Here is a 13,089-nt window from a genome sequence, read left to right as displayed (position 1 = left end):
ATGCTTTGGTGAGTGTCGGCATAATACTCTGCACTGTTTGCTCAGACCTAAAATGAGCGAAAAGTTTCCCAATATTTGGCCAAAGGCTGAAGAGGTTGTTGAGTTAGTGATGGCGATCACAAACTCAACGCTAAGCCAATCGAGTCATTAGCCGCTGTTTTAAGCCTTTGCTTTCGATTATTTGATGTTATCATTTGCGCCAATTTACACTTGGTATAGTGCAGGACGTCAATAAGTCATTTTTTTCAGTCCAACTATACCCACAGCGCGGTTTTTATATGACAACACCCCAAGACTCTGTTTGTATTCTCGCCCTCGACACTTGTACCGAAGCTTGTTCGGCTGCCCTGTATTATCAAGGACAGGTTTTTGCTGAGTTAGCCGATGCGCCACGGGAGCATAGTCAGCGTTTATTGCCTATGGTGGAAGCCGTATTAAAACAAGCCAATGTCGGCTTAGATAAACTGGATGCGATTGCTTACGGTCGTGGACCAGGCAGTTTTACCGGTATTCGCATTTGTACCAGCATGACCCAAGGTTTAGCCCTAGGGTTAGATTTACCTGTGATCGGCATTTCAACCTTAGCGGCCATGGCACAAATGGCGATTGCTGAACACGCTGCCGAGCAAGTACTCTGTTGTATCGATGCGCGTATGGGTGAAGTGTACTGGGGTCAATTTGTTGCCGTCGATGGCATTGCGACTCTTGTCGGTCAAGAAGTTGTGAGTGCGCCAGAGCAGGTTGAACTGACGTTAGACCTCAACAAACCCATCCTGAGCTGCGGCACAGGTTTTGATGCTTATCCCGAGTTGTTATCCCTAGGAAGCGGTATTACCTCATTAGCAGCGGTGAAGTATCCCGATGCCCGCGCGATGTTAGCGCTGGCCGAAGCAGGTATCAAAGCGGGATTAACAACTAGCGTCGATGAACTTGAGCCTGTGTATTTACGTGATACTGTGACATGGAAAAAGTTACCTGGGCGTGAATAAACTGTTCATTTTCCCCAATCATACAGTTAGAATCTAAACTGTCTGTATCGGCCGCATACTGATGCAGACGCTAGCGCTAAGCACTTACAATACAGGCTTTTAACTTTAAACAGGGCATTTTAAGCTGGGCATCTCGATGCAGGTAAATTCGCTTCAAACGAGTTTGACACAAGCGGTAGCGAGTAATCGACCCGCAATAATACAGGGAATGTCGCCCACGGAAGCGTCGCGCCCTGTAATTGAGCTCGATGCGATTTCGGCCTTAGCCCTTGATGATTCCTCTGAAGGGTCTGCGCAAAACCTACAATCCAGACTCGGTGCCCAGCTTGAATACGAGCAAAGTACCCGAGGTCATCAAGGGGCGATAGCTCAATACCTACAAACGCAACATGCCGCCAAACGTGAAGAAATTCAGCAGATGGTCGGCGTGGATATTTATGCCTGATAGCGCGCCCGTGTCATCCCCATCCCGCTTGGCCCCACGTTTAACTGGCGGTCTTCCAAGCCGTGGTTTGTTTATCATCGAACTGATGCTTGCACTCATATTGACGCGCATTCCTTATCTGAGCGTGCCTTTTAAGTGGTTAGAGAGCTATTTTCATGAGCTATCCCATGGGATAGCAACTGTGCTCAGTGGCGGCATTGTGAGTCATATTCAGCTTTTCCCCAATGGCGCAGGTTTTTGCTTTAGCCAAGGTGGCTCGCCACTCGTGATTGGATTTGCAGGCTATTTTGGCGCAGCCTGTTGGGGATACCTTATCTATCTGCTGGCAACTTGGCCTAAGGGCATCCGCCTAAGCTTTGCCTTTCTTGGGGGCTTAGTGGTGCTTAGTGGCCTGCTGTGGGGGCGAGATTTACTGACCTTAGCCATTTTAGCTGTACTGACGATTGTGTTGTTACTGCCCTTAAAACTCAGCAAAAATAAAATCCTCACGCAATTTTTACGCATTATTGGCTTGATGATCATGCTCAATGCGCTGGCAAGCCCAACGGTATTACTCGGACTCGAAGGGCAGGGCGATGCGGTGCTGCTGGCCGAGCTTTCGTGGATCCCTGCGTGGATTTGGGTCGCCATTTGGCTGTTTTGCAGTATCTGCGCCTTATATCTGGCTTGGCGCCGGGTTGATTCTGCAACATCACGCTAAAACATTTCTGCGTTAACGTCTCCTTCATCACAAATATTTACAGCCTAACTGGCCAACTTATGTGGCTATTTCTTGGATTTTTTTACATTGACTGCTAGCTTAAGTCTTCGGTATCCAAGGAGAATTATTATGAAAAAAGTCACACTCGTCGCCAGTATGCTGATTGCTGGTTTATGTTCAGGCATGGCCTATGCCGATGAAGGTTTGGATAAGGCCATTAAGAGTGAGTTTCGCCAAGCGAAAAACGCCAGCCGAGATATTTATCGTCATCCCGCAGAAACCCTCACATTCTTTGGTATTTCCCCAACACAAACCGTGATTGAATTGTGGCCGGGAAATGGCTGGTATACAGAAATTCTCGCCCCTTATCTCGCGCCTAAGGGACAGTATATTGCTGCCAGCTTTGAAACCAAGCCAAGCACAGACACCCCAGGGAATCGCTACCGCGCCAATGCGGGCGTGAAATTCGATACTTGGATGACGGCCAATAAAGCATTATTTGGTAATGCGAAAATGGTGATCCTCGACCCGCCTGCCAAAATGAATTTGGGTGCGGATGGCAGTGCGGACTTGGTATTAACTTTCCGTAACTTGCATAACTGGGCCTCAAGCGACCAGCTCGAAAACGTATTTGCAGCTTCCTATAAAGTGCTTAAAGATGGCGGTGTGTTTGGCGTGGTCGAACATAGAGCCAATAAAGGCATGAATATGAGCACGGGTTACATGGATCAAGACGAGATGATCGCGCTGGCCAAAAAGGTTGGTTTTACCTTAGCCGAAAGCTCCGAAATCAACGCCAATCCGAAAGACACTAAGGACTACGCCAAGGGGGTATGGACACTTCCACCTTCCTATGCTTTAGGCGATACCGATAAGGAAAAATACCAAGCAATTGGTGAGAGCGATCGCATGACGCTCAAATTTATCAAAAAATAGCGCTAATCACCTGACATTAGAGGCAATATGTGGCAATCTTTCGCCCCCAAAAATCAAGTCGAGTTTGTTTTACCCCATATCAAGCTGAGTGGTCGATTATGGGGGACGAAAGATAAGCCGTTATTGCTCGCGTTGCATGGCTGGTTAGACAATGCGAACAGTTTTGAGCCTCTCGCTGAGTATTTGCCTCATTATCAAATACTTGCCATAGATTGGCCTGGTCATGGCTTTTCAGCGCATCGGCCGGGACATTACCCTTTGCATTGGATTGACTATTTATACGATCTCGATGCGTTACTGGCGATCTTGCCGCAAAAACCGTTGGCTATTATTGGGCATTCGTTAGGAGGGATTATTGCCTCCGCGTATACCGCAACCTTTCCTGAAAAGGTTAACAAACTGATTTTGATCGAGGCGTTAAGCCCACTATTTGAGTCGGCGACTCAAGCTAAAACGCGGCTACGAAAGAGTTTTTATCAGCACGAGAAGTTTTTAGCGCAAAAGCATAAACAGCTAAAAGTCTACGACAACATGGATAGCGCAGTAAAAGCCAGAGTTCATTTAACGGGGCTGGCGGAGCCCTGGTGCCGCTTGTTACTCGAGCGCAATATGCAACCTACCACTGATGGTGTTGCGTGGCGCAGTGATCCAAGATTAAGGCTTGACTCGCCAATGCGGCTGACCTTTGAACAAGTAGATGCATTGATGCAACATATTTCGGTCTCGACCTTATTGATCTGCGGCAAACAGGGCTTTAGCCAGCTGCAGGCGGCGCTGCCTAAGGCGCGGAAATGGTTTGCCCATTTGTCTGAACATATGCTCGAGGGTGACCACCATGTGCATATGGATAACGCCAAAGGGGTCGCACACTTGATCCAGCAGTTTGTCGAATAATCGCTTTTACTTACATAAAAAAGACGCTAGGTTTTTTGTTTTTTTTATGTGATGATGATCAAAATTAAAACGCTCGTATGATTTATGCGGGTTAATCAATAACAATAAAATGTAAGTCGGTATTTTAACTCGGTATTTGTCGAGTATTGACGGTAGTAGGGATACCGTGTCCGCAGTTGTGGGGATTTAGGAGAAAGTAGTGGATCAGCCTTGGATTAATCATTTGCCAAAAGATGTACCTGCCGAGATTAATGCGGATCAGTATTCATCGCTTGTCGATATGTTCGAGACGGCGGTGGCCAAATATGCGGATCAACCGGCATTTATCAACATGGGTGCCACGCTAACTTACCGTAAACTTGAAGAACGCAGCCGTGCGTTTGCCGCTTATCTGCAAAACGAATTGAAGCTACAAAAGGGTGACCGTGTTGCCCTGATGATGCCGAATCTGCTGCAATATCCCATTGCACTCTTCGGCATTTTACGTGCGGGCATGGTGGTGGTTAACGTTAACCCGCTTTATACTCCCCGCGAATTAAAGCACCAATTAATCGACTCGGGCGCTAAGGCTATCGTTGTCGTATCGAACTTTGCCCGTACTTTGGAAGAAGTGGTCGACCAAACCCCAGTTGAGAGCGTCATTATCACAAGTTTAGGTGACCAACTCAGTGCGCCAAAACGTACCTTAGTGAACTTTGTGGTCAAATACATCAAAAAACTGGTGCCTAAGTACGATTTGCCCCATGCACTTTCGATGCGCGAAACCCTTTCAAGAGGGCGCAGGATGCAGTATGTCAAACCCGTTATCACGGGTGATGACTTAGCCTTTTTGCAATACACAGGTGGAACGACTGGGGTGTCAAAGGGCGCTATGTTGACCCACACTAACGTAATGGCGAACGTATTACAGGCCAATGGCGCCTATTCACCTGCACTGCGTGATGGCAGTGAATTTGTGGTCACAGCCTTACCGCTTTACCATATTTTTGCCTTAACAGTGAACTGCTTACTCTTCTTACACAAGGGCAGTCAGAACCTCTTAATCACTAACCCTCGGGATATTCCAGGGTTTGTGGCTGAGCTGAAGAAATATCCTTTTACCGCACTAACTGGCGTCAACACTCTGTTTAATGCATTAGTGAACAGTAGCGATTTTGCGGAGCTGGACTTTTCTCGCCTTAAATTATCCATTGGTGGCGGGATGGCGGTGCAAAAAGCTGTGGCCGATAAATGGCAGAGCATCACTAAAACCCGCTTACTCGAAGGTTATGGTTTAACCGAAGCCTCGCCGCTACTCACTTGCTGCCCCTATAACTTAGACGGTTACAACGGTTCTATCGGTTTCCCTGCGCCATCGACCTTAATTCAAGTGCGTGATGATGCGGGTAATGTGTTGCCGCAGGGCGAGACGGGTGAACTGTTTGGTAAAGGTCCACAGATCATGAAAGGCTACTGGCAGCGTCCAGAGGAAACGGCCAAAGTGATCGATAAAGACGGCTGGCTTGCCACCGGTGATATCGGTTATATGGATGAACAAGGCTTCTTCTATATTGTCGACCGTAAGAAAGACATGATTTTAGTGTCGGGCTTCAACGTCTTCCCCAATGAAGTCGAAGAAGTGGTCGCGTTACATCCTAAAGTAATTGAAGTGGCTGCCGTTGGTGTGCCTAATGACGCCAGTGGTGAGTTAGTGAAGGTGTTTGTGGTGGCAAAAGATAAATCTTTAACCGCTGACGACATCATTAAGCATTGCCGTGCGCATTTAACGGGATATAAAGTACCGAAGCTGGTAGAATTTAGGGATGAGTTACCTAAAACCAACGTGGGTAAGATCTTGCGACGAGAACTTCGAGACGAAGTGAAGCGCGCGTAAGATTGAAGCCGGCAATGAGCCGGCTTTTGTTTTTATGGAATGTGATTCACCCACAGGAACTGGAGAAGAATTTGTCAGTGTTTCAGTATGTGAGCGACGAAGCGAGCCTCAATGCCCTCGTCGCTCAATATCAACAGAGTCCGCTGCTCGTGTTAGATACCGAGTTTGTGCGCACTCGTACTTATTACGCCAAGCTTGGCCTTATTCAAGCCTATGACGGTAAGACCTTAGCCTTGATTGACCCTGTCGCGTTACCAGACCTCAGTGCATTCTGGTCTTTGCTTGATAATCCTAATATTATCAAACTGGTGCATTCGTGCAGCGAGGACTTAGAAGTCTTTGCCCATTATGGTCAGCGTCAGCCTACGCCTTTGTTCGATAGCCAAATTGCGGCATCGTTATGTGGCATGGGCCATGGCCTAGGTTATGCCAAGTTAGTTGAAACCTGTTTAGGTGAAGTGATTGATAAGGGGGAGTCGCGCACTGACTGGATGCGCCGTCCCTTGACCGAGGCGCAGCTGAACTACGCGGCGAATGATGTGTTGTATCTGTATCAACTCTATCCGCAACTCGCCGACAAGCTTAACGCTCAAAACCGTTTAGACTGGCTTTATGAAGAAGGCGAGCGGATGACGGAAGGGCGCTTAGCCACGCCCGATATGGATACTGCGTACCTCAGAGTGAAAAATGCCTTTCAACTCACCGAGCATCAACTAGCTTACCTCAAAGTGCTGGCAAAGTGGCGTTTAGAAAAGGCTTTAGCGCGGGATTTAGCCTTGGGCTTTGTGATAAAAGATCATGGTTTGATTGCGCTGGCGAAGAAGCAGCCTAAGAGCATGGGCGATTTGCTCAAACTGAACGATTTGACCGAGCAGGAGAAACGCATTCACGGTAAAGATATTTTACGGGTGATGCAGACTGCCGATGTAAGCAATCCTCCCGAGCTTGTGGATGTCTTAGCGCTCAAACCAGGTTACAAATCGGCCTTTAAGAACATTAAAACCTGCTTAACTGAACTGTGCGAGCAGCATGCCATCCCGATGGAGATGCTGGGCTCGAAACGTCATATTCATGAGTATTTACAATGGCGTTGGGATAAACAGCAGGGTGAGTTACCGACGGTCTTAAGTGGCTGGCGTGGACAAATCGCCGCCGAGTCGTTGGCAAAGCTTGAAGTTTAATATTGAAGCGGTTTAAGGCTGATTTTAAAAGCTGAAGTAAAATCGAGGTCTTGGCGATAGTTGAGGCCCTTATCTTTTATATCAAGCACTTATATCAAGGTTTAGCCCAATTTATTTCGCATGATATTCTACAAAAAGCGCAACAGAAAGCGTCATCCCCGCGATGAGGATGACGCCAACGCTCGACTTATCTGTCAGGTAATGTGACGTTAAGTTCGAGTACCGACAGGTTATCGTCGTTCTGATCTAACTGCACAGACACTTGATCATCAGAAATATGCACATATTTGCGAATAACGGCGATAATTTCTTGTTTCATCTGTGGAAAATAATCGGGCGTATCCCGTTGTCCACGTTGATGAGCCACAATAATTTGTAGTCGCTCTTTTGCCATTACCGCAGTGCTAGGCTTTTTCTTGCTTTTGAAATAGTCGAGTAAAGACATAATTAGCTACCAAATATCCGTTGTAAGAAACCTTTTTTCTCTTCCGTAATGAAGCGTACTGGCACATCTTCACCCAGTAAACGCGCGACCGTATCACTGTAAGCCGCACCTGCATCACTCTCTTGATCGATAATCACAGGCACACCCGAGTTAGAGGCCTTGAGTACAGATTGTGATTCAGGGATAACACCAAGTAATTCAATGGCAAGGATTTCTTTTACATCGTCAACACTTAACATTTCGCCCGATTTTACCCGACTCGGCGAATAACGAGTCAGCAGTAAGTACTCTTTTATCGGCTCTAAATTCAGTTCGGCGCGGCGTGATTTACTCTGCAGCATACCCAGAATACGGTCAGAGTCGCGAACCGAGCTCACTTCTGGGTTGGTGGTCACAATAGCAATATCGGCAAAGTACAGTGCCATCATCGCCCCTTGCTCAATCCCTGCGGGTGAGTCACAAATAATAAAATCAAATTCTTTCGCTAAATCATCGAGCACACGACCCACGCCTTCTTTGGTCAGTGCATCTTTATCGCGGGTTTGCGATGCAGGCAGTACAAACAGTTTCTCACAGCGTTTGTCTTTAATCAGTGCCTGATTTAAATTGGCTTCGCCGTTGATCACATTGACAAAGTCATAGACGACGCGGCGCTCGCAGCCCATGATCAAATCTAAGTTACGTAAGCCTATATCGAAATCGATAACAACAGTTTTATGCCCTTGTATTGCAAGTCCAGTTGCAATCGCCGCACTGGATGTGGTCTTACCAACACCACCTTTACCTGAAGTGACAACAATAATTTGTGCCATGTTTCTCTCTATCCTTTTTTATGCCATTTAGAGGGGCAATGATTCAACGATAAGCGACTCGCCATTTAAGCGAATGCAGCCGCCTTTATCTGAGCTATGTTGTTGTAGATTTTCAGCGAGCCAATATTGCCCTGCTATTGAAACTAATTCGGCCTCGAGGGAATGGGCGATGATTACCGCGCTGCTGTCGCCGGCCGCGCCCGCCATGGCTTTTCCTCGTAATGCGCCATAAATATGAATGCTACCATCGGCAATGACTTCAGCGCCATTACCTACGGCACCAAATATGATTAAATCACCATTTTTTGCATAGACCTGCTGGCCTGAGCGGATATTTTGCTTCAAAACCTTAGTTTGACGCGGCGCAGGTGGGGGCGTCACGCTCTGTTTACCCGCTTTGACGATGGCAAGACCCAGAGCTTTAGCTTGGTTGCTGAGGACGGTCGTTGCTCCGGTGATCCCCACGATCACTAACTGGCGGGAAAGTAATAACTCTTTTAAGCCATGTAAATTGAAATCGTTCTCTTGGATGGCACTGAGATTGACGACTAAGGGGGCACCCAGGAAAAATTGAGGGGCTTGTGCCAATTTGCTATCTAATTCAGCCATGACAGCATTTAAGTCGCTGCTATTGATATGAAGTACTGAAAGAGTAAAAGAAGCGCCTTTTAACTCTAAGCTAGGTTTTGACATCCCGGCACTATTCTCCAGAAATCATCAGTCGGTTCGCTGATTTTACAATTAAATTACTAGGCGACCATGTTATAGTGTGCCCCATTGACTGGCAAGTTTGAACTATTGGATATTTATACTGTTATGCTATGTGCGGTTTATAAAAGTAGTCGAAAGGCTGACACTTATTTATTTGTGAACAAAAGGGATTGCTTCGATGACGTCCCCCAAGCGCTGTTGGATATGTTTGGCGTGCCTCAGTTAGTGATGGTGTTTCCCATCGCTAGACGCGAATCACTCGGTATTGCCGATATTCAAAAGGTCAGAGCAGCGCTCGAGGAAATGGGTTTTTATTTACAAATTCCGCCACCGCAGGTTAATTTATTGGCCGAACACAGAGAAAGTCTTGGGATTAAAGACTAGCCCATAAACTGCGGACAATGGTATATGCCAAAGACTCTCCTTCAACGCGTTGCAGCATGTACATTGATTTTCTTGCCCTTGATGAGCAATAGCGCTATAGGGCAAGATGCCTCCTTCAATGATTATCTTCTTAAGCTAAAACAAGAGGCGAGTGCTCAAGGCATTAGCCAAGCGACGATCAACACCGCTTTCCCGCAGATAAAACGCTTTAAAAAGGCCAATGTGGCCGCCGTGCCTAGCCAATCTCAAACCCTCGACACCTACCTGCCTGAGGTCGTGCCTGAATGGAAGGTGGATACGGCGCGCGTGCTCTTTAACGAGCATGAAGTGGCGTTGACGCACATTGCCGATAAATACCAAGTGCAGCCGCGTTTTTTGGTGGCGCTGTGGGGACTAGTGTCTAACTTTGGTGATGCGTCGGGGGATTATCCTGTGCTCTCTGTGATGGCGTCGCTGGCCTTTAATGGTGAAAATACGGCGCGTTACCAGCGGGAGTTTATCGCTGCGCTGTCGATAATGGATAAAGAGCACTTTAAGTTCGATGACCTTAGAAGTAATGACAAAGGCTTTATGGGGCAAACCCAATTGCTTCCGAGTGAATATTTAGCCTACGGCCAAGATGGGGACGGTGATGGTAAAAAAGACATTTGGCACAATGTGGCCGATGCCTTTGCCTCTGCCGCGAATCTGCTTAAGCAGCAGGGCTGGAATGGGGAGGATACTTGGGGACGTCAGGTTCAAGCTCCGGCGGATCTTAAGGCCGAGTTTATCGGACTCAATCAATCTCAAACCTTAGCCAAGTGGCAACAGCTTGGTGTCAGGCGTTTCGATAATACGGATTTACCAAATCGTGAGGATATTCATGCTTCGCTTATTATGCCCGATGGTGTAAAGGGCCGAAAATATCTGGTCTATGGCAATTACCGCGCTTTAATGCACTGGCAAGCAGTGAATTATTTAGGCGAGGGCGATTATTTTGGCATCTCTGTGGTGCATTTATCGGAGAGAATTAAAACTCCCCAGTAAATTGGTGTAAAATAGCCCGCATTAAGCGGGTTTTTATATGAAGATAAGCGTAAACATGGCATTTTGGCAGAATAAAGCGTTAACCGAGTTGACGTCGCAGGAGTGGGAGTCCCTCTGCGATGGTTGTGGTAAGTGTTGTTTAAACAAGTTGATCGATGATGAAACCGAAGAGTTGTATTACACCAATGCAGCTTGTCTACTGCTCGATCATCAAACTGCCAGCTGCAAGCATTATAGTGACCGTTTTAGCCATGTTCCCCAATGCACTGTGATCACACCGCAAAACGTGCATGAACTGACTTGGTTACCCGATAGCTGCGCCTATCGTCGTTTAGCATCCGGTCGAGACTTGCCGAGCTGGCATCCATTACTCACGGGCTCTAAAGAGGCCATGCATCTTGTGGGCATGTCGATTCAAGGTAAAGTGGTGGATGAGCGGCGGGTGAAGGATATTGAAGATCATATCGTGCTGTGGCCGCTGAAAGATCTAGATTAACGCCATTGCAGCAGCGTTTGTCTCTATTAACAGACGTTAATAAACAAAAAGGAGCAACTAACCATTTCGGTTGATTGCTCCTTTTTCTATTTAGGGTTTAAAACCAAAGAATTATCTATCAAGGAATGGAGGCGTGATAGTTGTACCACTGCAAAGTAGCGCCAAACTATTCCTCGATTAGATAAAGTAACTTATTCAACCAGAATGACTATTTTTCAACGATAATCACTATTTTTCAACGATAGTTACTTTTTCGATAATAATTGGCTCACGGGGCACGTCCTCATGGCCTGCAACACGGGTGGTTTTTACGCCTTCAATTTGCAGCACCACCTCGAGTCCCGCCGTCACTTTACCAAATACCGCATAACCCCAACCGTTGTTAGTGGTTGCCGTGTGATCGAGGAACTCATTGTTAGCTGTATTGATAAAAAATTGTGCAGTCGCTGAGTGCGGTGCGTCGGTGCGGGCCATAGCGATAGTGCCAAACACATTCGATAGGCCTTTGTTGGCTTCGTTGACAATCGGCTCGTGGGTGGGCTTTTCCTTCATTTTGGCGGTAAAACCACCGCCTTGGATCATAAAGCCTTTGATCACTCGATGGAAAATCGTGTGCTCATAAAAACCTTCCTGGCAGTAGCGGATAAAGTTTTTGGCGGTAACGGGCGCGCGCTCCATATCGAGTTCGATACTGATATCACCGAGGTTGGTTGTAAAAATAATCGTCATATTTGCTTCTGCTATTTTGAGTTAATTCGTTGATAAGCCGTTAATTCACTTAGTGCTTTTGTACCAAGGATTTGCCTGGGGTTCGCTATCGCCCTGCGACTTGATGCTGTTTTGCCATGGATTACCTTGCAATGGGTTAGCAGGGCGGCTATTTGAGCGAGCACCTGAGTGAGTATCTGTGCGACTATCCGTCCCTGCCTTTTGGGCTTTAGGCGCAGGAGTCGCCTTGGCACTGCGATGCTTCTTGGCTTGTGTCGCCTCAAAGGTGCGCGGCTTGCCACTCGAATAGGGGCGGGGTTGAGCACTTGTCTCGGCGAGTTTGTTGGGTTTACGCTCTGTTGTAGATGCCGATTTAGGCACAAAATCGAGTATGGAAATCGGCACGACTTTTTTCGGCTCAAAGCCAGCAATCTCCCTGCGCACGATAACATGACCTAAGCGACGTTCAATGGCGCAAAGGTTTCTGAAATCATCCTTAGAGACAAAGGAAATCGCTTCCCCTTGGTTACCCGCACGTCCCGTACGGCCAATGCGGTGGATATAGTCGTCGGCTTCATCGGGTAAGTCGTAGTTAATCACCCGCGCTAAGGCATCGATATCAATACCGCGGGAGGCCACGCCCGTGGCGACTAAAAAGGAAATTTTACCCGCTTTAAAATCGATAAGCAGTTGCTCGCGCACCGCTTGGCTACGCCCACTGTGAAAAGCTTCTGCAACAATGCCACGCTTTTCTAACTGGCTAACCAATTTGGCGGCGCCGTGTTTGGTTTGGATAAAAATTAATGCCTGTGACCAGTTATGTTCTTGGATCAAATGGCTCAACAGCGCCGACTTTTTATCTTTATCGACCGTGGTCAACCATTGGTCAATATGAGTCGACGCCGCGCTCTTACGGCTGATTTCAATTTCGATGGCGTCCGGAATAGCGGATTTCGCCAGCGCTTTCACCTGTTTCGATAAGGTGGCTGAAAATAAGAGGTTTTGTCGCTGCTCGGGCAGCTTTTCGATGATGCTATTAATATCTTCGATAAAGCCCATATCGAGCATGCGGTCGGCTTCGTCGAGCACCAATACTGAGACTTCATCGAAACGAATAGCCCTTTGGGTATACATGTCGAGCAAACGCCCAGGCGTGGCCACCAGTAAATCGACGCCTTCAATCAGCCGTTTCTTTTGCGGCGCGGCGTCGACACCACCGTACATCGCCATGGCTGTTAAGGGTAAATACTTAGCGTATTGGTTGATATTTTCTTCGACCTGACGCGCTAACTCACGTGTGGGGGTGAGTATGATGGCCCGCACTCGCTTAGGGCGGATCTTGGGGGCGTCAGCGAATCTGTGGAGCAGCGGCAGCACAAAACTGGCGGTTTTACCTGTGCCCGTGTGCGCCGCGGCAAGCACATTCTTGCCCGCTAAAATGCTGGGAATGGCCTTTGTCTGTATCGGCGTGGGGGTCGTGTAACCCAGT

At 47.5% G+C, this 13,089-nt stretch carries 15 protein-coding genes; 10 read left to right on the top strand and 5 right to left on the bottom strand.

Annotated features, from left to right (window positions below):
• Positions 1 to 278: 278 nt before the first annotated feature.
• The 7 genes from tsaB to rnd all read left to right on the top strand — a co-directional run bounded on the left by tsaB (position 279) and on the right by rnd (position 7,018).
• On the top strand, positions 279 to 989 hold the full coding sequence (tsaB, locus tag ACK5NH_RS02760; RefSeq protein ID WP_416917696.1) for a tRNA (adenosine(37)-N6)-threonylcarbamoyltransferase complex dimerization subunit type 1 TsaB: 711 nt from the start codon (positions 279 to 281) through the stop codon (positions 987 to 989).
• A 136-nt stretch (positions 990 to 1,125) separates the two neighbouring features.
• Complete coding sequence (locus ACK5NH_RS02755; protein ID WP_416917695.1) at positions 1,126 to 1,434, top strand: hypothetical protein; 309 nt, start codon at positions 1,126 to 1,128, stop codon at positions 1,432 to 1,434.
• Complete coding sequence (locus tag ACK5NH_RS02750; RefSeq protein WP_416917694.1) at positions 1,427 to 2,134, top strand: M50 family metallopeptidase; 708 nt, start codon at positions 1,427 to 1,429, stop codon at positions 2,132 to 2,134. The genes ACK5NH_RS02755 and ACK5NH_RS02750 overlap by 8 nt, the downstream gene beginning before the upstream one ends.
• Before the next feature lie 129 nt (positions 2,135 to 2,263).
• On the top strand, positions 2,264 to 3,070 hold the full coding sequence (locus tag ACK5NH_RS02745; RefSeq protein ID WP_416917693.1) for a class I SAM-dependent methyltransferase: 807 nt from the start codon (positions 2,264 to 2,266) through the stop codon (positions 3,068 to 3,070).
• Between the two features lie 27 nt (positions 3,071 to 3,097).
• Positions 3,098 to 3,964 carry an alpha/beta hydrolase gene (locus ACK5NH_RS02740; RefSeq protein ID WP_416917692.1) on the top strand — a complete coding sequence of 289 codons (867 nt, stop codon included), beginning with the start codon at positions 3,098 to 3,100 and terminating at the stop codon, positions 3,962 to 3,964.
• A gap of 199 nt (positions 3,965 to 4,163) precedes the next feature.
• Positions 4,164 to 5,837, top strand: coding sequence for a long-chain-fatty-acid--CoA ligase FadD (gene fadD / locus ACK5NH_RS02735; protein ID WP_416917691.1), 1,674 nt, complete (start codon positions 4,164 to 4,166; stop codon positions 5,835 to 5,837).
• Positions 5,838 to 5,908: 71 nt separating this feature from the next.
• Complete coding sequence (gene rnd / locus ACK5NH_RS02730) at positions 5,909 to 7,018, top strand: ribonuclease D (protein WP_416917893.1); 1,110 nt, start codon at positions 5,909 to 5,911, stop codon at positions 7,016 to 7,018.
• A gap of 187 nt (positions 7,019 to 7,205) precedes the next feature.
• On the opposite strand, the gene minE is transcribed toward rnd, so the two are convergent.
• From minE to minC, 3 genes are read right to left on the bottom strand one after another with little or no spacing between them, the layout of a single operon-like run.
• Complete coding sequence (gene minE / locus ACK5NH_RS02725) at positions 7,206 to 7,463, bottom strand: cell division topological specificity factor MinE (protein ID WP_011622938.1); 258 nt, start codon at positions 7,461 to 7,463, stop codon at positions 7,206 to 7,208.
• Positions 7,464 to 7,465: 2 nt separating this feature from the next.
• A complete protein-coding gene (minD, locus tag ACK5NH_RS02720; protein ID WP_011717313.1) occupies positions 7,466 to 8,275 on the bottom strand; it encodes a septum site-determining protein MinD in 810 nt (269 codons plus the stop codon).
• 27 nt (positions 8,276 to 8,302) lie between these two features.
• The gene (minC, locus tag ACK5NH_RS02715) at positions 8,303 to 8,968 is read right to left on the bottom strand and encodes a septum site-determining protein MinC (protein WP_416917690.1); all 666 of its coding nucleotides are present in this window, start codon (positions 8,966 to 8,968) and stop codon (positions 8,303 to 8,305) included.
• A 123-nt stretch (positions 8,969 to 9,091) separates the two neighbouring features.
• Between minC and ACK5NH_RS02710 the strand changes: the two genes are divergently transcribed.
• From ACK5NH_RS02710 to ACK5NH_RS02700, 3 genes are read left to right on the top strand one after another with little or no spacing between them, the layout of a single operon-like run.
• Positions 9,092 to 9,370, top strand: coding sequence for a YcgL domain-containing protein (locus ACK5NH_RS02710; protein ID WP_416917892.1), 279 nt, complete (start codon positions 9,092 to 9,094; stop codon positions 9,368 to 9,370).
• A 24-nt stretch (positions 9,371 to 9,394) separates the two neighbouring features.
• Positions 9,395 to 10,396 carry a lytic murein transglycosylase gene (locus ACK5NH_RS02705; RefSeq protein WP_416917689.1) on the top strand — a complete coding sequence of 334 codons (1,002 nt, stop codon included), beginning with the start codon at positions 9,395 to 9,397 and terminating at the stop codon, positions 10,394 to 10,396.
• Between the two features lie 55 nt (positions 10,397 to 10,451).
• A complete protein-coding gene (locus ACK5NH_RS02700; RefSeq protein WP_416917891.1) occupies positions 10,452 to 10,892 on the top strand; it encodes a YcgN family cysteine cluster protein in 441 nt (146 codons plus the stop codon).
• A 228-nt stretch (positions 10,893 to 11,120) separates the two neighbouring features.
• On the opposite strand, the gene ACK5NH_RS02695 is transcribed toward ACK5NH_RS02700, so the two are convergent.
• Together ACK5NH_RS02695 and ACK5NH_RS02690 are read right to left on the bottom strand one after the other, a co-directional pair.
• On the bottom strand, positions 11,121 to 11,621 hold the full coding sequence (locus tag ACK5NH_RS02695) for a peptidylprolyl isomerase (protein WP_086904117.1): 501 nt from the start codon (positions 11,619 to 11,621) through the stop codon (positions 11,121 to 11,123).
• A 45-nt stretch (positions 11,622 to 11,666) separates the two neighbouring features.
• Positions 11,667 to 13,088 carry a DEAD/DEAH box helicase gene (locus tag ACK5NH_RS02690; RefSeq protein ID WP_416917688.1) on the bottom strand — a complete coding sequence of 474 codons (1,422 nt, stop codon included), beginning with the start codon at positions 13,086 to 13,088 and terminating at the stop codon, positions 11,667 to 11,669.
• Position 13,089 lies beyond the last annotated feature (1 nt).

Origin of the sequence: Shewanella sp. (genome assembly GCF_047975355.1) — a bacterium.
Taxonomy (GTDB): Bacteria; Pseudomonadota; Gammaproteobacteria; order Enterobacterales; family Shewanellaceae; genus Shewanella.
Note: the sequence above shows the minus strand (reverse complement) of the source record. Positions and strands in the feature narration are given on the sequence as shown.

Excerpts from the sequence above, each read along its gene's own strand:
- ACK5NH_RS02695 (WP_086904117.1), bottom strand. The coding sequence starts at position 11,621 with ATGACGATTATTTTTACAACCAACCTCGGTGATATCAGTATCGAACTC.
- ACK5NH_RS02750 (WP_416917694.1), top strand. The coding sequence starts at position 1,427 with ATGCCTGATAGCGCGCCCGTGTCATCCCCATCCCGCTTGGCCCCACGT.
- tsaB (WP_416917696.1), top strand. The coding sequence starts at position 279 with ATGACAACACCCCAAGACTCTGTTTGTATTCTCGCCCTCGACACTTGT.
- minC (WP_416917690.1), bottom strand. The coding sequence starts at position 8,968 with ATGTCAAAACCTAGCTTAGAGTTAAAAGGCGCTTCTTTTACTCTTTCA.
- ACK5NH_RS02705 (WP_416917689.1), top strand. The coding sequence starts at position 9,395 with ATGCCAAAGACTCTCCTTCAACGCGTTGCAGCATGTACATTGATTTTC.
- ACK5NH_RS02755 (WP_416917695.1), top strand. The coding sequence starts at position 1,126 with ATGCAGGTAAATTCGCTTCAAACGAGTTTGACACAAGCGGTAGCGAGT.
- ACK5NH_RS02700 (WP_416917891.1), top strand. The coding sequence starts at position 10,452 with ATGGCATTTTGGCAGAATAAAGCGTTAACCGAGTTGACGTCGCAGGAG.
- ACK5NH_RS02740 (WP_416917692.1), top strand. The coding sequence starts at position 3,098 with ATGTGGCAATCTTTCGCCCCCAAAAATCAAGTCGAGTTTGTTTTACCC.
- ACK5NH_RS02745 (WP_416917693.1), top strand. The coding sequence starts at position 2,264 with ATGAAAAAAGTCACACTCGTCGCCAGTATGCTGATTGCTGGTTTATGT.
- minD (WP_011717313.1), bottom strand. The coding sequence starts at position 8,275 with ATGGCACAAATTATTGTTGTCACTTCAGGTAAAGGTGGTGTTGGTAAG.
- ACK5NH_RS02710 (WP_416917892.1), top strand. The coding sequence starts at position 9,092 with ATGCTATGTGCGGTTTATAAAAGTAGTCGAAAGGCTGACACTTATTTA.
- minE (WP_011622938.1), bottom strand. The coding sequence starts at position 7,463 with ATGTCTTTACTCGACTATTTCAAAAGCAAGAAAAAGCCTAGCACTGCG.